Here is a 26,134-nt window from a genome sequence, read left to right on the forward strand (position 1 = left end):
TAATCGCTGCACACTTGCACCGGCGCGTGCAAAAGACTAGGCATCGCGCAAAATCAAACCACATAGGATTCATTCCAATGGCCAGACCCAAGATTGCCCTGATCGGCGCCGGACAGATCGGCGGAACCCTTGCACACCTTGCTGCGGTAAAGGAACTGGGCGACGTCGTCCTCTTCGATATCTCCGAAGGTATCCCGCAGGGCAAGGCGCTCGACATTGCCGAATCCGGCCCAGCGGCCAAGTTCGACGGATCGTTCAAAGGCACGAACGATTACGCCGATATCGCCGGTGCGGACGTCTGCATCGTCACAGCCGGTGTGCCACGCAAACCGGGCATGTCGCGCGACGACCTTCTGGGGATCAACCTCAAGGTCATGAAATCCGTGGGCGAAGGTATCGCCGCGCACGCACCGAACGCGTTTGTTATCTGCATCACCAACCCGCTGGACGCCATGGTCTGGGCGCTGCGCGAATTTTCGGGCCTGCCGCATAACATGGTCTGCGGCATGGCGGGGGTTCTGGACTCCGCACGCTTCCGTCACTTCCTTGCCGAAGAATTCAACGTCTCCATGCGCGACGTGACAGCCTTTGTTCTGGGTGGTCACGGCGACACGATGGTGCCGCTGACACGCTACTCCACAGTGGCCGGTATCCCGCTCCCCGATCTGGTGGACATGGGCTGGACGACGCAGGAAAAGCTTGACGCGATCGTGCAGCGCACCCGCGACGGCGGCGCCGAAATCGTCGGCCTGCTGAAAACTGGGTCCGCCTTCTATGCGCCCGCAACCTCAGCCATCGAAATGGCCGAGGCGTTCCTGAAAGACCAGAAACGTCTGCTACCTTGTGCGGCCAATGTCGATGGGGCCTATGGCCTGAACGGCATGTATGTCGGCGTGCCGACCGTAATCGGTGCCGGCGGAATCGAACGTGTGGTCGAAATCAAGATGAACAAGGACGAACAGGGGATGTTCGACAAGTCCGTCGACGCCGTCAAAGGGCTCGTCGAAGCCTGCAAAGGGATCGACAGCGCACTGGCCTAAGCCCGCGACACTTGCAATATAGGGCGCGCGACCGGACCGGGTCGCGCGCCCTTTTCTTTTGGCGATCGAATGCACTGTTTCAAAAGCGCCCAGCCTGACGGAACAGCAATTCACGGCGTTGCGAATCCTGCGCCAAGGTCATTTCCGCACCAATTCCGCGCATGAATGCATCGTTTTCCCGTTCACCAGCACAAACCGTCAGGATTTGTGATCACACGTTTTGAAGGTGTGATCACAAATGTCGCTTTTTTCGTATCCGGCAGGAAATGACAGTTTTTTGTTAGGTTTTCTTGTGATCTTCATTGGCGAAACCCAAGCCACCCGAGGGACACCACATGAATATCCACGAATATCAGGCCAAAGCTCTCCTGCGCTCTTACGGCGCGCCTGTCAGCGACGGTCGCCCCGTGACCCGCGCGGAAGAAGCGAAAACCGCCGCGGGAGAGTTGGACGGTCCGCTCTGGGTGGTCAAGGCACAGATCCACGCCGGTGGACGCGGTAAAGGCAAATTCAAGGAAGCAGATGCCGGCGACGCCGGCGGTGTGCGTCTTGCCAAATCCGTCGAGGAAGCCGCAACCGAAGCCAAGAAAATGCTGGGTCGCACGCTGGTCACGCACCAGACTGGCCCCGCAGGCAAGCAGGTTAACCGTATCTATATCGAAGACGGATCCGGCATCGAAACGGAAATGTATCTTGCCCTTCTCGTGGATCGCCAGACAAGCCGGATCGGTTTCGTCTGTTCCACCGAAGGCGGCATGGACATCGAAGAAGTCGCAGCCGAAACACCCGAAAAGATCCTGAATTTCACCGTTGATCCTGCAACAGGCTATCAAGCCTTCCACGGCCGCCGCGTCGCCTTTGCCCTCGGTCTCGAAGGGCAGCAGGTCAAGCAGTGTGTGCAACTGATGGGCCAGCTCTACAAAGCCTTCGTGGAAAAAGACATGGAGATGCTGGAAATCAACCCACTGATCGTGACCGACAAGGGTGATCTCAAAGTGCTGGATGCCAAGGTGTCATTTGACGGAAACGCGATCTACCGCCATGCCGACGTCGCCGCCCTGCGCGACGAATCCGAAGAAGACCCCAAGGAACTCGCGGCCTCCAAGTACGACCTGAACTACATCGCGCTGGACGGTGAAATCGGCTGCATGGTGAACGGCGCGGGCCTTGCTATGGCGACGATGGACATCATCAAACTCTACGGCGCGGAACCTGCCAACTTTCTTGACGTCGGCGGTGGTGCCACGAAAGAAAAAGTGACCGAAGCCTTTAAAATCATCACGTCCGACCCGAATGTCAAAGGCATCCTCGTCAATATCTTCGGCGGGATCATGCGCTGCGACGTTATTGCAGAAGGTGTCGTATCCGCAGTGAAAGAGGTGGGCCTCAAGGTGCCACTGGTCGTGCGGCTCGAAGGGACGAACGTCGAAGAAGGCAAGCGCATAATCAACGAAAGCGACGTTGACGTCATCGCGGCGGACGATCTCAAGGACGGCGCGCAGAAAATCGTCAAGGCGGTCAAGGGCTGATGTTGAAATCACTCTTCATCGGCGGTGCGCTGGCCATGACCTGCGCTTGCAGCATCCCCTACGGCGGGGAAGTCCCGCTTGATCCCGATGACACCACAAGTTGCGCCAATATTCCGACCGAGGTCGGATCAGGCAGCCTCAACCCGCGTGAAAACCTGCTGCGCTGCACGCCGCAGCGCCAACCGCTCGTCGGATCATGAGCAAAAACGCGCATACACGCCACGTTTCGCGCCGGTCCTGCGGGATCGGCGGTTTAGCGCCTTAAAGTTGCCACGGATTCATCATCAAATGGGCGGAAAAGCAGTCATTCTGAACGATAGACCCGCAAAGGGTTACCCTATGCATTCTGCGTGCTTAGGGGGCTATGCACCTATTGTAAGGAAGAAAGACGATGACACTGACCAAGATTGCGCTGCCAGCGGCACTGATGATGGCACTGACAGCATGTATGGATGGCGGCAGCGGCGCAGCCGTAAACAAGGCGCCAACCGGCGCGTCCTCCTGCGGGAACATCACGGGGATCAGCGCCCAGTATATTACCGGCCCGAACGTGCGCTGCGGTCCACAGGCCGAACTGCCCTACACGTTTCAATAGAACCTAGCGCAGCCCGCGCGGCTGCAACTCTACCCGTTTTCAGACCGGACGTTGCCCGCGCAGCGCCCGGTTTTCTGTATTTGTCTGTCCGTTCTTGCAGAAAGGCCACCGCATGCTGAAATCAAAACTTGGGCTATTGGCCGTGATCCTGACGCTCGCCGGCTGCAATACACTCAATTCCGAAGCGGAAACCCGCGAAGTGCTGATCGGCGATTGCCAGAACGGCGCATTCCTCAACCAGGCTACCTTTGGCGGTCCGGTCCGCTGTGGCCCGCAGGCAGAGCCGGTTTTCACCCCTGCTCCAGCCCCCGAACAGAACTAGGAACTCGTTCAAATTGTCTCATAAACGGATCATCCACTTTCGCACGCTAGAGCCGTTGCAGGCCGTCGCCCAGCAGGGCGGTGGCTTTGTGCAATCTCTTGAGCAGGATGAAACCGACATGAAACTACTGAAAACAACACTGCCGCTGGTCGGCGCGCTGACACTCGCAGGCTGCATTGACGGCGGCGGCGGCGGCACTGGCGTGACCCGCGCCCCGACAGCGGCCAGCAGCTGCGGCTATCTCCACGGGCTATCCGCGCAACATCTCGAAATGATCGGCAGCGTGCGCTGCGGCCCGCAAACCGAACTACCCTACACGTACGCAAACTAAAGACACAGGGGGCGCAGCTTTTGGTGCGCCCCACAAGACGACGAAACGGATCAGAATGACCGCAAGACACGTGCAAAACGCACTTTCCAAACTGAAAGCACTGGCAATCCTGCCGGTTCTCGCGATCGCGACCGCGTGCACGCAAGTGCCGCAATCGCCGACGGCGGGGCCCGGACCTGTGGATGCCAACCCAGACACCGCCGCGCAGATTTTCAATGCGATGTGCCTGACCCAGCAACCCGGCTTCAGCGGGACAGCACAGGCCGCGACCAAGTTCCCGTTCACATACAACTCGACGTTCGGAACCTACTACCACAATGAACAGAACCTGTCGGTCAAGCTTATCGGCAACCCTGTGGAAACCTGTTCCATCGTGTTCATCACGCCTGCCGATGCAAACGCGACACTTGCGCGTTTCGGGCAGGTGCTGAACGCGATCAATCCCACCGACGATTCCGTTGTCGTCGTTCGTGCCAGCCGGTCAACCGATGGCAAAAACCTTCTCAATGCGCGTCTCTCCGCCCAATAAGGACCTGTAACACATGGCCATTCTCGTCAACGAAAACACCAAAGTCATCTGCCAGGGCCTCACCGGTTCGCAAGGCACGTTCCACTCCGAACAGGCCATCGCCTATGGTACCAAGATGGTCGGCGGCGTAACGCCCGGCAAAGGGGGGCAGACGCACCTCGACCTGCCGATCTTCAACTCCGTGCACGAAGCCAAGGCCAAGACCGAAGCGAACGCATCGGTCATCTACGTGCCACCGCCCTTCGCCGCCGACTCGATCCTCGAAGCGATCGATGCCGAGATGGAGCTGATTATCTGCATCACCGAAGGTATCCCCGTGCTCGACATGATGCGGGTCAAGCGCGCGCTTGAAGGGTCCGCCTCCCGCCTGATCGGGCCAAACTGCCCCGGCGTGATCACACCTGATGCCTGCAAGATCGGCATCATGCCCGGCCACATCCACAAGCGTGGGTCCGTCGGCGTTGTATCCCGCTCCGGCACACTTACCTATGAGGCTGTGAAACAGACATCAGACAGCGGCCTTGGCCAATCCACCGCCGTGGGCATCGGCGGTGACCCGATCAAGGGAACCGAACACATCGACGTGCTCGACATGTTTTTGGACGACGACGAAACGCACTCCATCATCATGATCGGCGAAATCGGCGGATCAGCGGAAGAAGAAGCCGCCGAATTCCTGACCGCGCAAAAGAAAAAGGGCCGCTGGAAGCCCACCGCCGGTTTCATCGCCGGACGCACGGCACCTCCGGGGCGCCGCATGGGCCACGCCGGCGCGATTGTCGCAGGCGGCAAGGGCGATGCAGAAAGCAAGATCGAAGCGATGAAATCCGCCGGGATCGTCGTGGCCGACAGCCCCGCGACACTGGGCGAGGCTGTGCTGAAAGCGATTGGATAAAATGAGGTTGGTCGCGGCATATGTCGGGGCGGCCCTGTGCGCGGGCGTTTACCCGGACACAGCATCCGCTGACGTCATCGCCGCGACCGACGTCTGCTTGGCCGAACGCGCGTCACACGAAGATTTCGCCGCGCGCGCGCAGGCCGCGGGCTTGGTCAAACTGGAAGACGGTGCGGAATACGCAGCCTACGCCCTCACCGGGGACAGCGTGTATATGTTCCGCGCCGCCGATGAACAACCCATGCCCGCCGACGCCAAAGTTCTGCAACAGGAAGGACGTGATGCCATTGCGCGATATGAGACGTCGCAGCCAGATAGCCTGCATGGCATATTTGATGCGGGGGACGGCGATCTTCTCGTGATTGCGGGCACACCCACTTACGGCGTGTCTAAGTGCAAAATCTACACCAGCCGCCCGTTGCCTGATGCAGTTACTGCTGAACTTGGTCCAAGAACCATGCTGACCAAATCTCGCGATCCCTACATCACGATCCTTGAACGCCCTTTGGATACGCGCAGCCAAGATGGCTACATCGAGATGGTTCTCACGCCGTCACCCGATTTTTTCACCGACACGCTTGGCACACCGCTTAGTTTTGTTCACTTAATCCGCATCAATACGCCCGCTTCTCAGTAACTGAGGTTTTCCCGATGAACGATCAATCCCCCAACGACGTCTACCACGCTTCCTCGTTCCTGCAGGGACACAATGCGGAATACGTCGAACAGCTTTACGCCCGCTACGCCGACAACCCCGGCGCGGTGGATGAATCCTGGCAGGCCTTTTTCCGTTCGCTTGGCGATGCCCCCGCCGATGCCAAGGCCGAAGCGTCCGGCCCAAGCTGGGCGCGTGCTGACTGGCCCCCCGTCCCCAATGACGATCTGACATCGGCGCTGGATGGGCAGTGGCCGTCGGAACCGGCCGCCGCCGGGGAAAAGATCAAGGCCAAAGCGGCCGAAAAGGGCGTGGACCTGTCCGAAAACCAGGTGCGCGCTGCCGTGCTCGACAGTATCCGCGCGCTGATGATCATCCGTGCCTACCGGATCAGAGGCCATCTGATCGCCGATCTCGACCCGCTGGGAATGCGCCAGAACACACCGCACCCCGAACTCGATCCGGCGTCCTACGGGTTCTCCGACGCCGACATGGACCGGCCAATCTTCATCGACAATGTGCTCGGCCTCGAAATGGCGACGATGAACGAAATCCTCGCGATCGTGCGGCGCACATATTGCGGCACTTTCGCGTTGCAGTACATGCACATTTCCAATCCCGAAGAAGCATCCTGGCTGAAGGAACGAATTGAAGGTTACGGTAAGGAAATCACCTTTACCCAGAACGGGCGCAAGGCGATCCTGAACAGCCTCGTGCAGGCCGAAGGCTTCGAAAAATTCCTGCATGTCAAATACATGGGCACAAAGCGTTTCGGTCTTGATGGCGGCGAAAGCCTGATCCCTGCAATGGAACAGATCATCAAGCGCGGCGGGCAGCTGGGGCTAGAAGATATCGTCATCGGGATGCCGCACCGTGGCCGTCTGTCAGTGCTGGCCAACGTGATGGAAAAACCCTATCGGGCGATCTTCAACGAATTTCAGGGCGGCAGTTTCAAACCCGAAGACGTCGACGGGTCAGGCGATGTGAAATACCACCTCGGTGCGTCATCCGACCGGGAATTCGACGGCAACAGCGTACACCTGTCCCTGACAGCAAACCCGTCCCACCTGGAGGCGGTGAACCCCGTCGTTCTGGGCAAGGTCCGCGCCAAGCAGGATCAAAAGAACGATACCGACCGCACAAAGGTCATGGCGATCCTTCTCCACGGTGATGCGGCATTTGCCGGACAAGGTGTGGTCGCAGAAGGCTTTGGCCTGTCAGGTCTGCGCGGGCACAAGACCGGCGGCACAATGCATATTGTCGTGAACAACCAGATCGGCTTTACCACCGCGCCGCATTTCAGCCGCTCCAGCCCCTATCCGACGGATATCGCGCTGATGGTCGAAGCACCGATTTTCCACGTCAATGGCGACGATCCCGAGGCCGTGGTCCACGCTGCGCGTGTGGCCACCGAATTCCGCCAGAAATTCCACAAGGACGTGGTTCTCGACATCATCTGTTACCGCCGCTTTGGTCACAACGAAGGCGACGAGCCGATGTTCACCAACCCGGTCATGTACAAAAAGATCAAGCGTCACAAGACGACGCTGACGCTTTACACCGAACGGCTGGTCAAGGACGGGCTGATCCCCGAAGGCGAAATCGAGGATATGAAAGCCGCGTTCCAGGCCTACCTGAACGAGGAATTCGACGCCGGCAAAAGCTACAAGCCAAACAAGGCGGACTGGCTTGACGGGCGCTGGTCGCACATCGACAGACGCGAAATGGACAAGTACCAGCGCGGCAAGACGGCAATCAAAGCGTCCACGCTGAAAGATATCGGCAAGGCGCTAACAACGATCCCCGAAAACTTCCCGATCCATAAAACCGTGGTGCGGCTGATCGAATCCAAGAAAACGATGTTTGAAAGCGGTGAAGGGTTCGATTGGGCCACGGGCGAGGCGCTGGCCTTCGGTTCACTCCTCACCGAAGGGTTCCCTGTGCGCCTGTCGGGCCAGGACGCCACGCGCGGCACGTTCAGTCAGCGCCATTCGGCCTTCATCAATCAGGAAAACGAAGACCGCCATTACCCGCTCAATCACATCCGTGACGGTCAGGCCAACTACGAAGTCATCGACTCGATGCTGTCCGAATATGCGGTCCTGGGTTTTGAATACGGCTATTCGCTGGCCGAACCCAACGCGCTGACCTTGTGGGAAGCCCAGTTCGGCGATTTCGCAAACGGCGCACAAATCATGTTCGACCAGTTCATTTCTTCAGGCGAAAGCAAATGGTTGCGCATGTCGGGCCTGGTCTGCCTGCTGCCCCACGGATACGAAGGACAAGGGCCCGAACACTCCTCCGCGCGTCTGGAACGGTTCCTGACGATGTGCGGCGGTGATAACTGGATCGTGGCCAACTGCACAACGCCTGCGAACTACTTCCACCTGCTGCGGCGCCAGATCCACCGCGATTTCCGCAAACCGCTGGTGATCATGACGCCCAAATCACTGCTGCGCCACAAGCTGGCAGTGTCCAAGGCCGAAGAATTCACGACCGGATCATCCTTCCACCGCGTGCTCTGGGATGACGCACAGCAGGGGAACTCGGACACGAAACTCGTCGCGGATGACAAGATCAAGCGCGTGGTGATGTGCTCGGGCAAGGTCTACTTCGACCTGCTCGAAGAACGCGACGCACGCGGCATCGATGACGTCTACATCCTGCGCTACGAGCAGTATTACCCGTTCCCCGCGCAATCCTCCGTCAAGGAACTTGAACGGTTCAAGAACGCCGAAATGGTGTGGTGTCAGGAAGAACCGCGCAACCAGGGGGCATGGTCCTTCATGGAACCAAACCTCGAATGGGTTCTGACACGCATCAAAGCCAAACACACACGGCCCGTCTACGTCGGGCGCGCCGCTGCCGCCTCGCCCGCCACGGGTCTGGCCAGCCAGCACAAAGCACAACAAGAAGCGCTCGTCGATCAGGCGCTGACGATCAAAGGAACAAAGAAATGAGCACCGAAGTCCGCGTCCCTACCCTTGGCGAGTCCGTGACAGAGGCGACAGTCGCCACATGGTTCAAGCAACCCGGCGACAGCGTGGCTGTCGACGAAATGCTGTGCGAGCTGGAAACCGACAAGGTCACTGTCGAAGTGCCATCCCCTGTCGCAGGCACCCTGTCGGAAATCGTGGCCGCCGAAGGCGAAACCGTCGGTGTTGACGCCTTGCTGGCACAGATCGCCGAAGGCGACGCCGCACCCGCACCAAAGGCCGAAGCCCCCAAGGTCGATGCCGGTGAGACGAAAGAAGACAAGGAAGAGGCCCCCGCAAAGGCACCAGCCGACGCCAAGGGCAAGGATGTCGAAGACGCACCATCTGCCAAGAAACTGATGGCCGAAAACGATCTGACCGATGTGCAAGGCACCGGCAAGGACGGGCGCGTCATGAAAGAGGATGTGTTAAAAGCCCTGTCAGGCGCGGCAGCACCAGCACCCGCACCCGCTGCGGCCCCACGCGCGCCGGTTGCGGCCGAGCAGGCCGCACGCGAAGAACGGGTCAAGATGACCCGCCTGCGCCAGACGATCGCCAAGCGCCTGAAAGACAGCCAGAACACCGCCGCGATGCTCACCACTTATAACGAGGTCGACATGACCGAGGTCATGGCATTGCGCAACGAATACAAAGAGCTGTTCCTCAAGAAGCACGGCGTCAAACTCGGCTTCATGTCCTTCTTCACCAAGGCCTGCTGCCACGCGCTAAAAGAAGTGCCCGAAGTGAACGCTGAAATCGACGGCACCGAAATCGTCTATAAATCCTACGTTAACATGGGCATCGCGGCAGGCACGCCCACGGGCCTTGTCGTGCCCGTGATCAATGACGCAGACGCGATGTCGTTCGCTGAAATCGAAAAAGCCATCGCTGAAAAAGGGGCCAAGGCCCGCGACGGCAAGCTGTCGATGGCGGAAATGCAAGGCGGCACCTTCACGATCTCCAACGGCGGCGTCTACGGCTCGCTCATGTCCTCGCCGATCCTGAACCCGCCACAGTCCGGCATCCTCGGCATGCACAAGATCCAGGACCGGCCTATGGCGATCAACGGCGAAGTCGTGATCCGCCCCATGATGTACCTCGCCCTGTCCTACGACCACCGGATTGTGGACGGCAAAGGGGCAGTGACATTCCTTGTGCGCGTGAAAGAAGCGCTCGAGGATCCACGGCGGTTGTTGATGGATTTGTAGGTTCTTGACTGACAAGGAGCTGCCCGTTTGCTTTAGAACGGGCAGCCGCTCGCTTTGCAAAGGAACAAGGTGCTTTGACTTCTAAGGAGCAAAAGATTTCAAACAAGGATCAGGTCACCACACCCATTCAAGACGGGATCATTAAGGACCTGAGCCTTCTTGCCTTCAGAACAATGGTTACGCTGAATGGTGGGGCTTTCTTGGTTCTGCTGACCTATCTTGGGAACGTCGATATTTCTCATGCGCCGTTCGAATTGTCAGTTCCAAAGGTCAAGAGCGCCCTGTTTTTCTTTCTGGCGGGCATTTCAGCGACGCTCATTGGAATTGCCGTTGCCTATACTTCAGCGCAAGCAACGAATTCTGGACGTTCCGTTTTCCGTTACAATTTTGTGATATTCATATCGGTGATGACCGGTCCTGCGATTTTTTCAGCGATATTTTTTGTGCGTGGCGTTTTTCTCGCAATTACGGCTATTCAAGTCCCATGAAACGCATCCTCTTTGGCCTTTTCGCCCTCACCCTCGCCACCGTCGCCTACACCCAAATCATGCTCCGCACCGGCTCTGGCACGCCCCCCACCATGGCGGCCACAACCGAACAAGCCGACGCGATCCACGTCGACAAATCTGACCGCAAGCTGACGCTTTTGAAAGCAGGCGAACCCATCTTCCAAACCAAAATCGCACTTGGCCGCGCGCCCGAAGGGCACAAACGGCAAGAGGGCGATGAGCGCACGCCGACGGGCAGCTACACAATCGACTGGCGCAACGAAAACTCCATCGCGCATCTGTCGTTGCACATCTCCTACCCCAACGAAGACGACCGCGCGCAAGCGACCGACCGCAACGTATCCCCTGGCGGAAATATCATGATCCACGGCGTGCTGAACGGCTGGGGCGCTCTTGGCCCCTTGCAGCACCTTGTCGATTGGACAAACGGCTGCATCGCTGTCACCAATGCCGACATGCAGACCATCTGGTCGCTGGTGCCAAACGGCACGCCCATCACGATCGAGGAATGACATGACACCCGAACTGACCTACCTCCTCTATGCCGTTATCCTGCTCATTGTGCATGTGCTCGCACAGGCAACATTCTCTGACCTGTCCAAGGGGCTTGGCTGGGCGCTTGGGCCGCAGGATGAGAAACGCGACCAGAATGTTATTGCGGGGCGCATCCAGCGCGCACTTGCAAACTACCTTGAAACCTTTCCGGCCTTTGTTGCCCTCGCGCTGTTGCTGACCGTCTCGGACACCGCGAACACCACGTCTGCTTTTGGGGCAGCACTCTATTTCTGGGCACGCGTCGCTTATGTGCCAGCCTACGCATCCGGCGTGCCATTGGTGCGCAGTGTGACATGGTTTGCGTCCATGGCCGGGTTGCTGATCATGATCCTGCAGGCCTTCTAGATGACCCCCGAACTCACCGTCCTGACCCTCGCGGGCTTGCTGCAAGGCGTCCAGTTCGTCCTGATGGCGGTTCCGGCCAACATGGAACTCGGCACCGGCAAAACGGCTTCACCGCGCGATCCCGAACGGCTGGGCAAGCCGCTGATCGAACAGGTCAGCGCGCGAACGGGGCGACTCTTTCGGGCGCTCGACAACCATTTCGAGGCGCTGATCCTTTTCACCATCGCCGTCGTCGTCATCACGCTCGCCGACAAGGGAACCGGTTTTTCGGCGCTGTGTGCCTGGGCCTATCTCGGCGCGCGCGTTCTCTACATTCCTGCCTACTACTTTGGGCTTAGCCCGTGGCGATCATTCATCTGGTTTGTCGGGTTTACGGCGACGATGCTGATGCTACTGTCAGCCCTGATTTGAATAATTGCGGTGCACGCCCGGTGCACGCATTGTGCACGCATGTCACCGCCCAAAATGACCCCAAGGAGACACCCCATGTCCGCATATGACGTCATCTTCATCGGTTCCGGCCCCGGCGGCTATGTCGGTGCGATCCGCGCGGCCCAATTGGGCCTGAAAACCGCTGTCGTCGAAGGGCGCGAAACCCTGGGCGGCACCTGCCTGAACGTCGGCTGCATCCCGTCCAAGGCGTTGTTGCACGCAACGCATATGTTGCACGAGGCGCAGCACAATTTCGGGACCATGGGCCTAAAGGGAAAGGCTCCGTCGGTGGACTGGAAACAGATGCTGCAATACAAGGACGACACCATCGGGCAGAACACCGGCGGGATCGAGTTTTTGTTCAAAAAGAACAAAATTGACTGGATCAAGGGCTGGGGCAGCATCCCCGAGGCCGGAAAAGTGAAAGTCGGTGACGACGTCCACGACGCCAAGCACATCATCGTCGCGACCGGGTCCGAGGTCTCTCCGCTGAAAGGCGTCGAGGTTGATGAAAAGACAATCGTATCCTCTACCGGCGCGCTGACCCTGCCCAAGGTGCCAAAGCAGATGATAGTGATCGGGGCCGGTGTAATCGGTCTGGAGCTCGGGTCGGTCTACGCCCGTCTCGGGGCCGAGGTGACGGTGATCGAATACCTTGATCACATCACCCCCGGTCAGGACGCCGAAACCGCACGTCAGTTCCAGAAGATGCTGACAAAGCAAGGACTTAAGTTCATCCTCGGTGCGGCCGTTCAATCCGCCACCAAGAAGGGCAACAAGGCGACCGTCAGCTACAAGCTGCGCAAGGACGACAGCGAACACACACTGACAGCCGACACCGTCCTGCTGGCCACAGGCCGCCGCCCTTATACTGATGGATTGGGCCTTGCAGAGCTTGGCGTCGAGATGACCGACCGCGGCCAGATCAAGACCGACGATCACTATCGCACAAACGTTGACGGCATCTACGCCATCGGCGACGCCATCGCCGGACCAATGCTGGCGCATAAGGCCGAAGACGAAGGCATGGCCTGCGCCGAAGGCATCGCCGGACAGCACCCGCACGTCAATTATGGCGTGATCCCCGGCGTCATCTACACCCACCCCGAGGTGGGCAGTGTGGGCGAAACCGAAGAAACGCTGAAGGAAGCAGGTCGCGCCTACAAAGTTGGCAAGTTCAGCTTCATGGGCAACGCCCGTGCCAAAGCCAATTTCGCAGGCGACGGGTTCGTCAAGATCCTTGCCGACAAGGAAACCGACCGCATTCTGGGCGCGCATATCATCGGCCCGATGGCTGGCGATCTGATCCATGAAATCTGCGTCGCGATGGAATTCGGGGCGGCAGCAGAAGATCTGGCGCGCACCTGCCACGCCCACCCCACCTATTCCGAAGCCGTCCGCGAAGCCGCACTTGCCTGCGGCGACGGCCCGATCCACATGTGATGACACCCGAAGCCAAGATCATCGCCATCAACCTTGTCCTGCTGGGGTATGCCTATTTCTGGGCTTACCCCCGCTTGATGAATCTGACGGGTACGGGACTGCTTTGGCGCGATACGGTCCTGACCGGCGTGGCCCTGACGATCGGTGCATTCATGTTTGCGGGATCAGGGACGGTGTTCTCACTGGTAATTTTCGAAACGCAGTGGTTTCTGTTCCAGCTTGTGTCCTTCGCTGTCCTGCAGACCTTCTTTTTCGCCGGCTATGCGCTGAAGAACGACATTACGTTCTAGCGCCAGCAAACAGCCACCGTCACCCTTTCAGCATGCGCAGCCCTTGGGTTGCGTCGGCCCGAACGGCAAGCCGCAAGCCCGGATCGTCACCGGCCTTCAGCGCACCAAGGATCAGCTTGTGGTGATATGGGGGTTCCTTGCGGTTCAGCCGTCCGTAAAGCATCCGCATCGTTGGCCCGAGTTGTAGCCAGACCGTTTCCGCCATCGCCAGCATCGCCGGGGCCTGCGCGCGCAGATAGAGCGTGCGGTGAAAATCGAGGTTCGCGCGGATATAGGCCGTGGCGTCATGCCGGGCGACAGCCTGCGCGACATTGGTGTTGATGGCCTCAAGCCTTTCGATCAGCGCAAAATGCGCACGCGGCAAGGCCCGCGAAGCCAGTTCCGGTTCCAGCATCGCACGAAGCGTCGCCAGCTCCTCGATCCGCTCATTGGACAGTTCCGGCGTCGAAACGCGCCCGGACGAAGACAGAAACAAGGCCCCTTCCGCGACAAGCCGTCGGGCCGCTTCGCGCGCGGGTGTCATGGACACGCCGAATTCCTTGCCGATCCCGCGCAGGGTCAGCGCTGCACCGGGCGCAATTTCGCCGTGCATGATGCGCGAGCGCAAGGCGCGGTAGACACGGTCATGCGCGGCACCAACAGGATCGGATGTGCGGGTCTGGATCAGCATATCGTCTTTGTGATCACAAAGCAGCTAGCCGTCAAATGAAACCCGATGCAACTGGTCCCCGTTTTCGCGCAGCCACGCGCGGTGCTGCGCATAGTCCGGCATCAAACCCGCAACGACCGACCAGAAGGCTGACGAATGGTTCATCTCGACCAGATGCGCGCATTCATGCGCCGCAACGTAATCCAGCACGGCAGGCGGGGCCATGACCAGCCGCCATGAATACATCAAACCGCCGCGTGACGAACACGACCCCCAGCGAGAGCGCGTGTCGCGCAGCGATATTGTGTCGTAAGGCTTACCCACCGCGGCGGCGTAAGTGTCAGAGGCTGCGGCCAAACGGTCGCGTGCCAGCAGTTTCAAAAACGCCTGCACCCGCCGCCCGGTATCTGTGGCAGGGGCCAGCAGAACGCCATCCTTCAAAACAGCACGCCGCCCCTGCCCTGCGTGGATCGGCACCAACTGCCCCGCGATTGGAATACTTGCACCGATGCGTACCTCAGTGATTGGTGCGACCGCGCCAACATGGCCGCGCAGCCACGACTCACGTTCGCGCAAAAACCCGATGGCTTCGCGTTCAGAGCCACGTTTGGGGATGGTCAGCGTGACCCTGCCATCCAGCCGCGATACGCGCAGCGACAGGCGCCGTGCCCTTGCAGAACGGCGCAATTCCACGTCAATCGGGGGGTTGCCAATCGTCAGTTGACGGCCCATATGAACCCTTCACAAATGCAACGTGTCAAAGGCTTTGACACCACCCCCCGCTTATGGCAGTTGGCGACGATCCACTGCAAGCGTAGACAGATTATTTGAAGGGACACACCATGCCGAAGGAAGAATGGGGCACAAAGCGCCTTTGCCCGGAAACCGGCAAGCGTTTCTATGATTTGAACGCGACCCCCGTCATCAGCCCGTACACCGGGAACGAAGTCCAGATCGAAACCGGCAAGACCCGCACCATGCAGGCCGACGCCGCAGACGCGCAGTCCAAAAAGATGGAAGAGGTCGCAGAAGAAGATGATCTGGTCCTTGACGACGACGATGATGAAGATGTCGATCTTGGCGATGATGTGCTTGAAGATGACGACGACGACGATACCGTTTCGCTTGACGAACTTGCCGACGTCGCCACGACAGACGACGATTGATTTTCAGGGCGGGCACGATCTTTTCACTTGATCCTGCCCGCGCTGCTGCCTAGAACGCAGCACGGCTTGGGGCCTTAGCTCAGTTGGGAGAGCGCTTGCATGGCATGCAAGAGGTCAGGGGTTCGACTCCCCTAGGCTCCACCAAAACCTTCCTCTGTAACAGCTCTGTTTCAATATGAACGTGCCGGTGTCGTTGCCCGTTCGCCGCAGTGTCGCGTCCTGCGTCCAGGTGAGGCGCGATTTTCGAAGGGAATATGTCTATTTCTGGGTGCCCATCAGCGCCAGCACCGATTGCTTCAGCACCTTCAGCCGCATTTCGAGTGTTTGCCGATCGGCAACATTGTACTTTGCGTTCGTGCTCATCGCATTGATGTAGGGGCCAAGCGTTTCCGGGTCAGGGCCATCCGCCGCACGCACCGCGTCGGTGAACAACGCATCCCATTCCCGCGCGGCAATGCGCAGTTCTTCTTGCGCGACCTCGTGAATCCCGTCCAGCAGTTCCGCACCTTCGGCAGACCCGGTCGCGATGTCATACCATCTCAGGGGGCCGATCTCAAAGTAGAGGTCCAGCTTTTCAGCCAGCGTCGGCACTTCGGCCCAGGCGGTCGTCACCTCTTTGAATGTCTTTGCAATCACGTGACGGACGGCACCACGCAAGATGTCCTCTTTACTGCCATAGCTGTTGTACAGCGTTTGCCGTGCGACGCCTGCCTCATTGGCAATGTCATTCATGGTGGTCTTGCCAACTCCATAGCGCATGAAAACGCGCAGTGCAGCTTCGACCAATTGCGTTGTGCGATCACTCATTACGTATTCGACTTCTTGACGTGTCGGGTTAGATTGGACAATTATACGGAAAATGTCCAACAGTATATCTCGGAGCGGCGAATGCAATTCACGGTGAACGGTCAAACACACGAGGTGGATGTCGAGGACGACATGCCGCTGCTTTGGGTGCTGCGCGACGAACTTGGCATTACGGGGCCGAAATATGGCTGCGGCATCGCCCAATGCGGGGCCTGCACTGTTCACCTTGATGGTATCGCTGTGCGCAGTTGCCAGATCCCTGCCGGATCTCTTGAAGGTGCGCGCGTGACAACCATCGAAGGTCTGGGCACGCCGGATGCCATGCACGCCTTGCAAGAAGCATGGGTCGATCATCAGGTGGCCCAATGCGGTTATTGCCAGTCCGGCCAGATCATGCAGGCCGCCGACCTTTTGACCACCACCCCTAATCCAACCGATCAGGACATTGACGACGTGATGAGCGGCAATCTTTGCCGCTGTGGCACCTACCCGCGCATTCGCGCCGCGATCAAGACCGCTGCAACCAAGATGAAGGGGGCCTGATTATGGGACGTTTGCGCACCATTTCCCGCCGCACATTCCTGATCGGGTCGACCGCCGTTCTGGGCGGCGTCGCCTTCGGCACGTTCGCGGCCAACAAACCCTACGATAACCCCCTGCTTGCCGACCTTGGCGACGGCGAGGCGTCGTTCAATCCTTTCGTCAAGATCACGGATGAAACGATCACCCTGATCGTGAACCACGCCGACAGCGGCCAGGGTGTGCAATCGGCACAGGCCGCCCTCATTGCCGAAGAACTCGATGTCGATCTTGATCAGGTCACGCTCAGCTTCGGGCACCCTGACCCTGCGTATTATAACGCAGGCTTTGCAGCCGAAGCGGTGCCATTCATGTCGTTTGACCGGTCTCTGCCGGCGCAGACCATGCGCGGGCTCGCGGCGGATGCGCTCAAGTTGCTGGGCCTGCAAGGCACCGGCGGATCGACGTCAATGCCCGACCAGTATGTCAAACTGCGCACCGCCGGGGCTGTCGCCCGCGAAACGCTGAAACTGGCCGCATCCGCCCAAAGCGGTGTGCCTGTCGCGGAACTGACCACCGCTGGCGGAGCGGTGCAATTACCTGATGGTACTGCGCTCACATATCAAAGCCTTGCCGCGCAGGCGGCACAGATCGAACCCGTGAAGGACGTCACCTTGCGTGATCCCGGCACATGGCGCCTGCTGGGCAAGCCGATGCAGCGCACGGATTCCGTTGCCAAATCGACCGGTACTGAAACCTACGGAATCGACCTGAAAGTCGACGGCATGGTTCACGCCGCCGTACGCATGAATCCGCGTAAGGGGGGCGCGATGAACGGTTATGACGCCACTGCCGCCGAAGGCATGCGTGGTGTGTCGCAGGTTATTCCCTTGGCAAACGGCGCAGCGGTCATCGCCAACAATACCTGGCGCGCGATTACGGCGGTGAATGCGATTGATTTTGACTGGGGACCAGCCCCATACCCTGCAGAACAGGACGATCACTGGCAGGCAGTCGCGGCCAGCTTTACGGACGACCGGCTCGACAAGGAATGGCGGGCCGATGGCGATGTGGACAGTGCATTGACGGATGTAACCGTGATCGAAGCGGAATATCGCGCCCCTTATGTCGCGCACCAGCCATTGGAACCGATCGGTGCCATTGTCCGCGTGGATGAGAACGGGGCCGAGGTCTGGGCAGGACACCAACTCCCCGGTTTTTTGACGATGAAAGTCGCCGATATCGTCGGTTGCCCGATTGAGAATGTCGTCTTTCACAACCAGATGATCGGCGGCAGCTTCGGCCACCGCCTTGAATTCGAAAACATCACGCTGGCCACCGAAATCGCCAAACAATTGCTGGGAACCCCCGTCAAACTGACCTTCAGCCGCGAAGAGGATTTCGCGCAGGATTTCACACGCCAGATCGGCATGTCGCGATCCAGAGGCGCGATCAAGGACGGCAAGGTCGACAGTTGGGCGCTTGATATCGCAACGCCTTCGCCTGTTGCTTCGCAAGGCGGGCGGATGGGTCAGGCGGTTCCCGGTCCGGACATGCAGATCGTGTCAGGGGCGTGGAATATGCCGTATGCCATTCCGCATCTGCGGGTGCGCGGCTACCGCGTGCCGGAACTTGCGCCGATCAGTTCCTGGCGGTCTGTCGGGGCTTCGACGGCGGGTTTCTTTGCGGAAAGTTTTCTTGACGAGATGATCCACGCCGCCGGTGCCGACCCGCTGGAAGAGCGTCTGCGGCTGTGCAACCACCCGGTCCACCGCGCGGTGCTGGAAACGATCGGCGAGATGTCGAATTGGGGCAGCGACATGGGCGAAAACCGTGGACGTGGCATCGCCATTGTCGAATCCTTCGGCGTGCCGACAGCGGAAGTGGTCGAGGTCACGATGACGGATCGTGGCATCAAACTCGACAAGGTTTATGTCGTCGCGGATGTGGGCCAGATCATCGACCCCGTGAACCTTGAAAGCCAGCTTTCGGGCGGCGCAATCTGGGGTCTGGGCCATGCGATCAATGCCGAAATCACCTATGCGGATGGCATCGCCGAGCAGGAAAACTTTTACACGCACGACGCCATGCGGATGTTCCAGTGCCCCGACGTCGCGGTCAAGGCGCTTGAAAACGCCGACATGATCCGTGGCGCAGGTGAACCCGGTGTGCCACCTGCGCCCGCAGCGCTTGCCAATGCGATTTTCGCGGCGACTGGGCAGCGTTTGCGCGAAATGCCGTTCAACAAATTCATCGACTTCGCCTAGAAAGTGTCTGCCATGTCAAAACCATACAGCCTTGCGGCCCTGCTAATGTTCGTCAGCGCGCTGATCATGATCTACGGCGGGTTCGTTGCGCAACCGATGCCGCTTTTGCCGTTCGCGGCGGTTTTTCTGGCTCTTATGGCCGGGATGCGGCGCGGCTGGCGCAGTCTGGCATGGCTTGCCTTCTTCGCAACCGCATTTGCCACGATTTACGCGCTGTCACAAATCTGGGCAGTCGGGGCATGGTGGATCATCGCACTTGCAATAACCAGCGGCCTTTCATTTCTTGTACTGTTCGGCAGCCTGTGGCGGGCACCGCGTGTGGCCGAGGTCTAGACGGCGACAGGGGCACCCGTTTCCCATGACCGCGTCGCGGCATCAGCCAAAAGCTGCGCGCGCAACCCGTCGGTGATGTCGGGTGACATCGGGGCCTTGTCGCGCAATGCGGCAACGAACTGTGCGATTTCGCTGAAATAGGCATCCTCATAACGTTCCAGAAAAAAGTTCAGCGTGGGCGCGCGCCGGAAACCTTGGGCCGTCGCCACTTCGACAGCGTTTTCCAGCTTGTTTTCGGCCCGCAACATACCTTTGGACCCGTGCACTTCGACCCGCTGGTCATAGCCATAGGTCGCGCGGCGTGAATTGGATATCTGGCATATCTTGCCGGACGCCGTTGTCAGGGTCACAGCCGCCGTATCCACATCGCCCGCCGCCCCGATTGCGGGATCAACAAGCGCAGAACCGACAGCAAAGACCTGCAGCGGTTCCTCGCCCAGCAGAAAACGGGCCATATCAAGATCGTGGATCATCATGTCACGGAATATGCCGCCCGAACTTTTGATATAGGATACCGGCGGCGGGGATGGATCGCGGGACAGGATCGTTACGATTTCGACATCGCCAATTTCTCCGGCCCCAATGCGGGCCTGAATATCTGAAAAATTCGTATCAAAGCGGCGATTGAAAGCCGTCATGAAAGGCACCGCATTCTCTGTCACCACGTCCATGCACTCGCGGATGCGATCGGCTGACATATCGACTGGTTTCTCGCAGAAAATCGCTTTGCCCGCGCGGGCCGCAGCGTGGATCAGATCGTAATGCGTATCCGTCGGGGTGCCGATGACAACCGCATCAACATCCGGGTTTGCAATGACCGCGTCAGAACTTTGCGAAATTGCATCAGTCTTGATCGCCAAGGCGTCTGCCGTTTCATGAAGAAAGTCAGCCACAGCAACAAGCCGTGCATCCGGCAAACGCGTGATGGACGCCGCATGTACTTGACCAATCCGCCCGCAGCCAAGCAAACCAATTCCGATCATGCCCTGCTCTCCTGTCTGGGCGCACCGAATGCACGGATGACCTGCCGCGTCGCTGCAACCAGCGGGTCATGTGTATCCTTCAGTATTTCGACCCGATCAAACCGGTCGGGATCGGAATTCACGGCGTTGCGCAGCGCTGTCCCGAAGGCCATCCGCAATTCGGTCCCGATGTTGAATTTGCAGATCGGGGTTTGGCGGGCCAGTGCGGCACGTTGCGCAGCCGGAACACCCGAACCGCCATGGATGACAAGTGGCACATCTGTCAGCGCGGCGATCTGGCCAATGCGCGCCTCGTCCAGCCCGCCCGACGCGTCGGTTTGCAGATGCACGTTGCCCACTGACACAGCCATTGCATCGACACCGGTGTCACGGGCGAATTGCGCTGCTTCTTCGGGGATCGTTCCATCGGAATCAGCGCCGCCTGCGTAGCCGACGAACCCGATCTCGCCCTCGCAGGACACGCCCGCAGCATGGGCCAGCGCAACAATTTCGGCCGTTTCCGCGATGTTTTGCGCCAAAGGTTTGCGCGACCCGTCAAACATGACAGAGGTAAAGCCGCTGTCGATTGCCTCTTTGCATTCTTCCAGCGTGTAGCCGTGGTCGAGATGCGCCACCACCGGCACCGCGGCCCGTTCGCCCAGATAGCGGAACATGGCCCCCAGCACAGGCAACGGCGTATGCGCACGGCAGCCAGGTCCGGCCTGCAGAATGACAGGTGCCCCTTCAGCCTCGGCGGCGGCAACATAGGCGCGCATGTCTTCCCATCCAAGGGTGACAAGGCCCGCGACAGCGTAGCCTTGCTTCAGCGCGGGCTGCAGCACTTCTGCCAAAGTCGCCAGGGTCATTTGAATTTCGCGATCATATCCTTGATGCCGGGGATCGTTTCGATCTGATAGGCATGCGTGGGCTGGAAATACTGGACCAGACTGCGCTGGCTGAGACCGCCAAGGATCGTGAAGTAATACATTTCATAACCCGGCATCACGGCACAGGCATGATAGCCCTTGTCGATCAGGATCGTAGAGCGGTCCATCAATTGATAGGCATCGCCGGGCACGCCTTCCTCGCGTTGCAGGATCTGAACGCCAGAGCCGTGGTTCGGCCGAAAGCGGAAGTTGTATGTTTCATCATGCCGCGTTTCATGCGGCAGGTTGTCGGTGTCATGCTTGTGCGCCGGAAAGCCCGACCAACCGCCCTGCCCGACGGTGAACAGCTCGCTCACCAGAAGACGGCCGACTTTGTCGTGCTGTTTCTGCCCAAGGATATGCTTGATCTTGCGATGGGTTTTCGTGTCATCAGACCCGTATTGCACAAGGTCGAGTTCGTCGCTGCGCACATCGAACGGATCGAGCACCTTGTCGTAGCGCGCCCCTGCGATAAAGGTTTCGGTGTCGGTCTTGGCAACGATCGTTGCCTTTGCCCCGACGGGCACATAAACGCCTTCCGGCTCTCCATCCCAGACATCAACGCCGCGCCCGCCAAGATCGGCAAAACCAACCCCTTCGACATCGACATCGATCGTTCCGGTCGCTGGCACGATGCAGGTTTCATAGCCGGGCACCTGATAGTCGAACGCCTCTCCTGCCTTCAGGTTGACGATGTTGAGATAGTTCAGCGGCACCGTCGGATCGTCGGCATCCACAATCGGCTTGTTCTGGTTGTCATGCGGCGGAATATGCATCGGAAAAATCCTTTAGGCAGCTTCGGTCGGGCCGTCATGGGCGGCCAGGAATTCGTTCAAATCGGATGGATAGGGCATCGCAGGGGCGCATCCGGGCTTGGCCACGACGATTGCCGCGCAGGCAGAGCCGCGCAAGATCGCTTCTTTCAGGGACAAGCCATCGGCGATCCCCGTCAAGAAACCGGCCATGAAACTGTCGCCCGCGCCTGTGGGTTTCAAAGCCGTGACCGGATAGATCCCGGTCGCAATTTCCGCGCCGTCGGCAAAGGTCACAGCACCCCGTTCGCCCATCTTGTAGACAACAATGCGCGCCCCGTCTTCGGCCAGCGCGCGGGCCTTGGCGCGGCCCTTGTCCTTGCCCCCCGCCATAAAGCCGAATTCATCGTCATTGCCGACGATCACATCCGACATGGCCCCGGCGCGCGACAGCACGTCTTCGGCGACGGCGGCAGAGGGCCAGCTGTAAGGGCGGTAATCCACATCAAAGATAATCGGCAGACCGGCCGCGCGGGCCAGTTCGAATGCGCGAAACGCCGCCCCGCGCGAAGGCTCTGCTGCGAAAACCGTGCCAGCGGTCACCAAAGCGCCGAACTGGCTGTAATCGACGGCTTCGACATCTGCGACGGTCATCTCGAAATCAGCAGCGCCGTTGCGATAGATCACCGATTGGTGCCCTTCCACGCGGCTTTCATAAAGGGCGAGCGAGTTGCGCGCTTCGCCACCGACGGGAGTGATATAGGTCGTATCGACCTTGTAATGATGCAGCTTGTTGACGCAAAACCGCCCGACCGCATCGTCGGACACGCGGGTCACAAGGGCCGCCTGCCCGCCCAGTTTCACAATCCCCGCAGCCGTGTTGGCCGATGATCCGCCCATATCGGCGGTAAACATCGCGGCATCCTCGGTCGCGATGCCCGGCGGCGGGAACAGGTCCATGCCGACACGCCCGACAATCACGAAACGGTTCTTTTTGATGCCCCCCAGAACGTCCATCAGACGCCTTTCCGCTGCTTCACGCGTGAGGCTTCGGTTTCCGTGTGCTTTTCAGCGACCTTCGGGTTCTCGGTGACATGGGGCGTGCCGACTTCCCACCATGTGTGGCCCTGTGTCGTCCAGCCGTCATAGGCATCGACATTCATGACGATCACGGATGTCTTGTCAGCCGCTTTCGCGCGTTTGAACGCCGCCCCCAGTTCGACAGGGTTGGACACCATTTCCGCATTTGCCCCCATCGCGGCGGCATGGGCCACGAAATCGACGGCGAAAGGTTCATCGACGGTTGGCGTATCTGCGATCAGGTTGTTGAAACTTTCGTTGCCTGTGTTGTTCTGCAGCTTGTTGATGACGGCGAAACCGCCGTTATCAAGGACGCAGATGATCAGTTTGCGGTTCGTCAGGACCGATGAATAGATATCGGAATTCAGCATCAGGTATGACCCGTCGCCGGTGAAAACGATGGTGTCCTGATCCGGCTCGCGTTCGCATTGTGCAATCCGTGCGCCCCATCCACCCGCAATTTCGTAGCCCATGCAGGAAAAACCAAACTCGACATCGACGGTGCCGACTTCTTTGGTCTGCCAATGCGCGGTGACCTCGGCGGGCAGGCCACCCGCGGCGGCGACGACCCGGTCGCGCGGATCGCAAAGATCGTTGACCGCGCGAATGGCCTGACAATAGGAATTCGGGCCGTTGCCCGGCGTCGTGATCTTGTCGGTATAGGCGATCCAAGTCGCGCGTTCGCCTTGTGCGAAATCGACCCAGTCGGACGGTGCGCGATAGTCGAGCGCCGTTGACAGCGCATCAAGCGCGACTTTCGCATCGCCCACAACCGGCAGTGACAGATGCTTCATCGCATCGTGACGCCCGACGTTCAGCCCGATGATGCGCGCATCATGGGCGAATGCGGTCCACGACCCGGTCGTGAAATCCTGAAGCCGCGTCCCGACCGCAAGGATCACATCGGCCTTTTCGGCGATGGCATTGGCACTGTCGGATCCTGTTACACCGACGGGACCGATGTTCAGCGGATGGCCCTGGACCAGATTGGCGCGCCCGGCGATGGTTTCGACAACGGGGATATTGTGCTTTTCCGCGAATGCCGTGAGTTCGCCCACCGCGCCGGAATACTGCACGCCGCCACCAGCGATCAGCATCGGGCGCTTTGCCGTGGCAAGAAGCGCTGCAGCGTCGGCAATCTCGGCAGGGTCAGGTGACTGACGCCGGATGCGGTGCACGCGCTTTTCAAAGAAAGATTCAGGATAGTCATAAGCCCACCCCTGCACGTCCTGCGGCAGGCCGATAAAGGCAGGCCCGCAATCTGCCGGGTCCAGCATTGTCGCCAATGCGGCAGGCAATGACTGCAAGACCTGTGCGGGATGGGTGATGCGGTCCCAGAACCGGGACACAGCCTTGAAGGCGTCGTTCACGCCAAGCGTCGGGTTACCAAAGTGTTCAAGCTGCTGAAGCACCGGATCAGGCAAACGGGTGATATAGGCATCGCCGCAAAGCAGCAGCATCGGCAGGCGGTTGGCATGCGCCAGCGCTGCAGATGTCAGCAGGTTGGCCGTTCCCGGACCGGCACTTGCCGTGCAAAACATAAATCGTTGGCGCAACCACTGCTTGGCATAGCCCGCCGCAGCAAAGCCCATGCTTTGTTCGTTCTGCCCGCGATAAAGCGGCAGCGTTTCGCGCGTGTCATACAGCGCCTCACCCAGACAGGTGACATTGCCATGTCCGAATATGCCGAAACCGCCGCCGCACACCCGCCGTTCTTCACCGTCAATGACGATGAATTGTGCGTCCAGATACCTGATGATCGCCTGCGCCGTTGTCAGCCGAATGGTGCGGTCCGTCATGAGTCGTTGTCTTTCCCAATTGCGCCGTGGCAGCGATTGCCGCTTGCGCGATTTCGAATCTGAGGTTACTCATTTTGCAACCGGTTGCAAACTCTTTTCAGACGAAAGCCAGACCATGACGGAAATCGGGATCGGCATCATCGGTGGCGGCTACATGGGCAAAGCCCACGCCGTTGCGATGTCCGCGGTCGGGGCGGTTTTTGACACCGCGCTGCGCCCGCGCCTTGAAATGGTCTGCGCGACAAATCTGGCATCAGCCGAAAAATATCGCGCAGCTTATGGCTTTGCCCGTGCCTGCGATGACTGGCGTACATTGGTCGATGACCCCAGGGTCGAGGCGATCATCATCGCCTCGCCACAGGAAACGCATCGCGCGATTGCCGAGGCCGCTTTCGCGCTGAACAAACCCGTCTTTTGTGAAAAGCCGCTGGGTGCCTCGCTTGAAGACAGTCGCGCGATGGTTGCCGCCGCCCAAGGTCAGATCAGCATGACCGGCTTCAACTATATCCGCACCCCCGCCAGCCAGTTCGCCCGTCAGCTTGTCGCCGACGGCGCAATTGGCGATGTGATCTGGTTTCGCGGCGAACACACCGAAGATTTCTACGCCGACCCGTCATTGCCTCCCACATGGCGCGCGCACGGTGATGCGAACGGCTGTATGGGCGATCTGGCACCGCACATGGTGAACGGCGCGCTGGCGCTTGTCGGCCCAATCACGTCGCTTTGCGCCGAGGTCGAGACCGTCCACAAGGACCGCCCCGGCGGGGCCGTGACGAATGACGACCAAGGCCAGTTCATGTGCCGTTTTGAAAATGGGGCAATGGGGCATCTGTTCTTCAGCCGCGTCGCGCATGGCCGCAAGATGGGCTATGCCTATGAAATCACAGGAACCAAAGGGGCGATCCGTTTTGATCAGGAAGACCAGAACGCGCTCTGGCTTTATCAGATGGACGAACCCGAAGCGACGCGCGGGTTTCGCAAGATCCTGACCGGCCCTGCCCATCCGGACTATGCACCCTTTTGCCAGGGACCCGGCCATGGCACCGGTTATCAGGATCAGATCATCATCGAGGCGCGCGATTTTTTGCAGGCCATCGCCACCCGCAAAGAGGTCTGGCCGACGTTCAGGGACGGGATGCTGGTCAACCAGATCATCGCCGCCGCCATGGCATCGGCCACAACAAAATCTTGGATCAACGTCGCAGACGTTTAACTTGGAAA

General features: G+C 59.4%; 30 protein-coding genes and 1 tRNA gene. 23 read left to right on the forward strand and 8 right to left on the reverse strand.

All coding sequences use genetic code 11. The annotated features are described in order from the left end of the window. Window positions 1-77 precede the first annotated feature (77 nt). The 17 genes from mdh to BMY44_RS10140 all read left to right on the forward strand — a co-directional run bounded on the left by mdh (window position 78) and on the right by BMY44_RS10140 (window position 13,653). Window positions 78-1,040: a malate dehydrogenase gene (gene mdh / locus BMY44_RS10060; protein ID WP_089993478.1), complete on the forward strand. Its 963-nt coding sequence runs from the start codon at window positions 78-80 to the stop codon at window positions 1,038-1,040. Between the two features lie 335 nt (window positions 1,041-1,375). After that, window positions 1,376-2,569 carry an ADP-forming succinate--CoA ligase subunit beta gene (sucC, locus tag BMY44_RS10065; RefSeq protein ID WP_089993481.1) on the forward strand — a complete coding sequence of 398 codons (1,194 nt, stop codon included), beginning with the start codon at window positions 1,376-1,378 and terminating at the stop codon, window positions 2,567-2,569. Then, window positions 2,569-2,769 (forward strand): hypothetical protein, encoded by a 201-nt coding sequence (locus tag BMY44_RS10070; RefSeq protein WP_089993484.1) that lies wholly within the window; start codon window positions 2,569-2,571, stop codon window positions 2,767-2,769. Before sucC ends, BMY44_RS10070 begins: the two co-directional genes overlap by 1 nt. Window positions 2,770-2,960: 191 nt before the next feature. Next, complete coding sequence (locus BMY44_RS10075; protein WP_089993486.1) at window positions 2,961-3,164, forward strand: hypothetical protein; 204 nt, start codon at window positions 2,961-2,963, stop codon at window positions 3,162-3,164. A 112-nt stretch (window positions 3,165-3,276) separates the two neighbouring features. Next, complete coding sequence (locus tag BMY44_RS10080; protein ID WP_089993489.1) at window positions 3,277-3,486, forward strand: hypothetical protein; 210 nt, start codon at window positions 3,277-3,279, stop codon at window positions 3,484-3,486. Between the two features lie 13 nt (window positions 3,487-3,499). After that, window positions 3,500-3,817 carry a hypothetical protein gene (locus BMY44_RS10085; RefSeq protein WP_131801594.1) on the forward strand — a complete coding sequence of 106 codons (318 nt, stop codon included), beginning with the start codon at window positions 3,500-3,502 and terminating at the stop codon, window positions 3,815-3,817. Between the two features lie 55 nt (window positions 3,818-3,872). Then, entirely contained in the window at window positions 3,873-4,346 is a 474-nt protein-coding gene (locus tag BMY44_RS10090; protein WP_089993496.1) for a hypothetical protein, read from the forward strand. Between the two features lie 13 nt (window positions 4,347-4,359). Then, window positions 4,360-5,241: a succinate--CoA ligase subunit alpha gene (gene sucD / locus BMY44_RS10095; RefSeq protein ID WP_089993499.1), complete on the forward strand. Its 882-nt coding sequence runs from the start codon at window positions 4,360-4,362 to the stop codon at window positions 5,239-5,241. Window position 5,242: 1 nt separating this feature from the next. Then, window positions 5,243-5,878 carry a hypothetical protein gene (locus BMY44_RS10100; RefSeq protein WP_089993501.1) on the forward strand — a complete coding sequence of 212 codons (636 nt, stop codon included), beginning with the start codon at window positions 5,243-5,245 and terminating at the stop codon, window positions 5,876-5,878. Window positions 5,879-5,892: 14 nt separating this feature from the next. Further along, window positions 5,893-8,856: a 2-oxoglutarate dehydrogenase E1 component gene (locus BMY44_RS10105; protein ID WP_089993504.1), complete on the forward strand. Its 2,964-nt coding sequence runs from the start codon at window positions 5,893-5,895 to the stop codon at window positions 8,854-8,856. Further along, the gene (gene odhB, locus BMY44_RS10110; protein WP_089993506.1) at window positions 8,853-10,079 is read left to right on the forward strand and encodes a 2-oxoglutarate dehydrogenase complex dihydrolipoyllysine-residue succinyltransferase; all 1,227 of its coding nucleotides are present in this window, start codon (window positions 8,853-8,855) and stop codon (window positions 10,077-10,079) included. The genes BMY44_RS10105 and odhB overlap by 4 nt, the downstream gene beginning before the upstream one ends. A 74-nt stretch (window positions 10,080-10,153) precedes the next feature. Next, on the forward strand, window positions 10,154-10,567 hold the full coding sequence (locus BMY44_RS10115) for a hypothetical protein (protein WP_089993508.1): 414 nt from the start codon (window positions 10,154-10,156) through the stop codon (window positions 10,565-10,567). Then, window positions 10,564-11,100: a L,D-transpeptidase family protein gene (locus BMY44_RS10120; protein WP_089993511.1), complete on the forward strand. Its 537-nt coding sequence runs from the start codon at window positions 10,564-10,566 to the stop codon at window positions 11,098-11,100. The genes BMY44_RS10115 and BMY44_RS10120 overlap by 4 nt, the downstream gene beginning before the upstream one ends. A 1-nt stretch (window position 11,101) precedes the next feature. Continuing rightward, on the forward strand, window positions 11,102-11,488 hold the full coding sequence (locus tag BMY44_RS10125) for an MAPEG family protein (RefSeq protein ID WP_165611817.1): 387 nt from the start codon (window positions 11,102-11,104) through the stop codon (window positions 11,486-11,488). After that, window positions 11,489-11,899: an MAPEG family protein gene (locus BMY44_RS10130; RefSeq protein WP_089993516.1), complete on the forward strand. Its 411-nt coding sequence runs from the start codon at window positions 11,489-11,491 to the stop codon at window positions 11,897-11,899. It begins immediately after the preceding gene. A 75-nt stretch (window positions 11,900-11,974) separates the two neighbouring features. Continuing rightward, window positions 11,975-13,363 carry a dihydrolipoyl dehydrogenase gene (lpdA, locus tag BMY44_RS10135; RefSeq protein ID WP_089993519.1) on the forward strand — a complete coding sequence of 463 codons (1,389 nt, stop codon included), beginning with the start codon at window positions 11,975-11,977 and terminating at the stop codon, window positions 13,361-13,363. After that, window positions 13,363-13,653 carry a hypothetical protein gene (locus tag BMY44_RS10140; protein WP_089993521.1) on the forward strand — a complete coding sequence of 97 codons (291 nt, stop codon included), beginning with the start codon at window positions 13,363-13,365 and terminating at the stop codon, window positions 13,651-13,653. Before lpdA ends, BMY44_RS10140 begins: the two co-directional genes overlap by 1 nt. A 19-nt stretch (window positions 13,654-13,672) precedes the next feature. Here the strand turns inward: BMY44_RS10140 and BMY44_RS10145 are convergent, their stop codons facing one another. Together BMY44_RS10145 and BMY44_RS10150 are read right to left on the reverse strand one after the other, a co-directional pair. After that, window positions 13,673-14,323, reverse strand: a complete 651-nt coding sequence (locus BMY44_RS10145; protein ID WP_089993524.1) for a GntR family transcriptional regulator — start codon at window positions 14,321-14,323, stop codon at window positions 13,673-13,675. Between the two features lie 24 nt (window positions 14,324-14,347). After that, window positions 14,348-15,034 carry a M48 family metallopeptidase gene (locus tag BMY44_RS10150; protein ID WP_089993526.1) on the reverse strand — a complete coding sequence of 229 codons (687 nt, stop codon included), beginning with the start codon at window positions 15,032-15,034 and terminating at the stop codon, window positions 14,348-14,350. Between the two features lie 110 nt (window positions 15,035-15,144). On the opposite strand from BMY44_RS10150, the gene BMY44_RS10155 reads away from it, so the two are divergent. Beyond that, entirely contained in the window at window positions 15,145-15,468 is a 324-nt protein-coding gene (locus tag BMY44_RS10155; RefSeq protein ID WP_089993529.1) for a TIGR02300 family protein, read from the forward strand. Window positions 15,469-15,536: 68 nt separating this feature from the next. Next, a tRNA-Ala gene (locus BMY44_RS10160) sits at window positions 15,537-15,612 on the forward strand. Between the two features lie 114 nt (window positions 15,613-15,726). On the opposite strand, the gene BMY44_RS10165 is transcribed toward BMY44_RS10160, so the two are convergent. Further along, a complete protein-coding gene (locus BMY44_RS10165; RefSeq protein ID WP_089993532.1) occupies window positions 15,727-16,275 on the reverse strand; it encodes a TetR/AcrR family transcriptional regulator in 549 nt (182 codons plus the stop codon). A gap of 81 nt (window positions 16,276-16,356) precedes the next feature. Between BMY44_RS10165 and BMY44_RS10170 the strand changes: the two genes are divergently transcribed. From BMY44_RS10170 to BMY44_RS10180, 3 genes are read left to right on the forward strand one after another with little or no spacing between them, the layout of a single operon-like run. Continuing rightward, a complete protein-coding gene (locus BMY44_RS10170; RefSeq protein WP_089993534.1) occupies window positions 16,357-16,818 on the forward strand; it encodes a (2Fe-2S)-binding protein in 462 nt (153 codons plus the stop codon). A gap of 2 nt (window positions 16,819-16,820) precedes the next feature. Then, window positions 16,821-19,061 (forward strand): xanthine dehydrogenase family protein molybdopterin-binding subunit, encoded by a 2,241-nt coding sequence (locus tag BMY44_RS10175; RefSeq protein ID WP_089993537.1) that lies wholly within the window; start codon window positions 16,821-16,823, stop codon window positions 19,059-19,061. Between the two features lie 12 nt (window positions 19,062-19,073). Beyond that, on the forward strand, window positions 19,074-19,394 hold the full coding sequence (locus BMY44_RS10180) for a hypothetical protein (protein ID WP_131801595.1): 321 nt from the start codon (window positions 19,074-19,076) through the stop codon (window positions 19,392-19,394). Here the strand turns inward: BMY44_RS10180 and iolG are convergent. The 5 genes from iolG to iolD are packed head-to-tail and all read right to left on the reverse strand — an operon-like array spanning window position 19,391 to window position 24,913. Further along, window positions 19,391-20,377, reverse strand: coding sequence for an inositol 2-dehydrogenase (iolG, locus tag BMY44_RS10185; protein WP_089993542.1), 987 nt, complete (start codon window positions 20,375-20,377; stop codon window positions 19,391-19,393). The genes BMY44_RS10180 and iolG overlap by 4 nt on opposite strands. After that, window positions 20,374-21,222: a class II fructose-bisphosphate aldolase gene (locus BMY44_RS10190; protein ID WP_089993545.1), complete on the reverse strand. Its 849-nt coding sequence runs from the start codon at window positions 21,220-21,222 to the stop codon at window positions 20,374-20,376. Before BMY44_RS10190 ends, iolG begins: the two co-directional genes overlap by 4 nt. Beyond that, window positions 21,219-22,058, reverse strand: coding sequence for a 5-deoxy-glucuronate isomerase (locus BMY44_RS10195; protein WP_089993547.1), 840 nt, complete (start codon window positions 22,056-22,058; stop codon window positions 21,219-21,221). The genes BMY44_RS10190 and BMY44_RS10195 overlap by 4 nt, the downstream gene beginning before the upstream one ends. Before the next feature lie 12 nt (window positions 22,059-22,070). Beyond that, window positions 22,071-23,051, reverse strand: a complete 981-nt coding sequence (iolC, locus tag BMY44_RS10200) for a 5-dehydro-2-deoxygluconokinase (RefSeq protein ID WP_089993549.1) — start codon at window positions 23,049-23,051, stop codon at window positions 22,071-22,073. After that, entirely contained in the window at window positions 23,051-24,913 is a 1,863-nt protein-coding gene (gene iolD / locus BMY44_RS10205) for a 3D-(3,5/4)-trihydroxycyclohexane-1,2-dione acylhydrolase (decyclizing) (RefSeq protein ID WP_089993551.1), read from the reverse strand. Before iolD ends, iolC begins: the two co-directional genes overlap by 1 nt. A 115-nt stretch (window positions 24,914-25,028) precedes the next feature. On the opposite strand from iolD, the gene BMY44_RS10210 reads away from it, so the two are divergent. Beyond that, the gene (locus tag BMY44_RS10210; protein WP_207510539.1) at window positions 25,029-26,126 is read left to right on the forward strand and encodes a Gfo/Idh/MocA family protein; all 1,098 of its coding nucleotides are present in this window, start codon (window positions 25,029-25,031) and stop codon (window positions 26,124-26,126) included. Window positions 26,127-26,134: the final 8 nt, after the last annotated feature.

Source organism: Cognatiyoonia koreensis (assembly GCF_900109295.1).
In the GTDB taxonomy this organism is placed as follows: domain Bacteria; phylum Pseudomonadota; class Alphaproteobacteria; order Rhodobacterales; family Rhodobacteraceae; genus Cognatiyoonia; species Cognatiyoonia koreensis.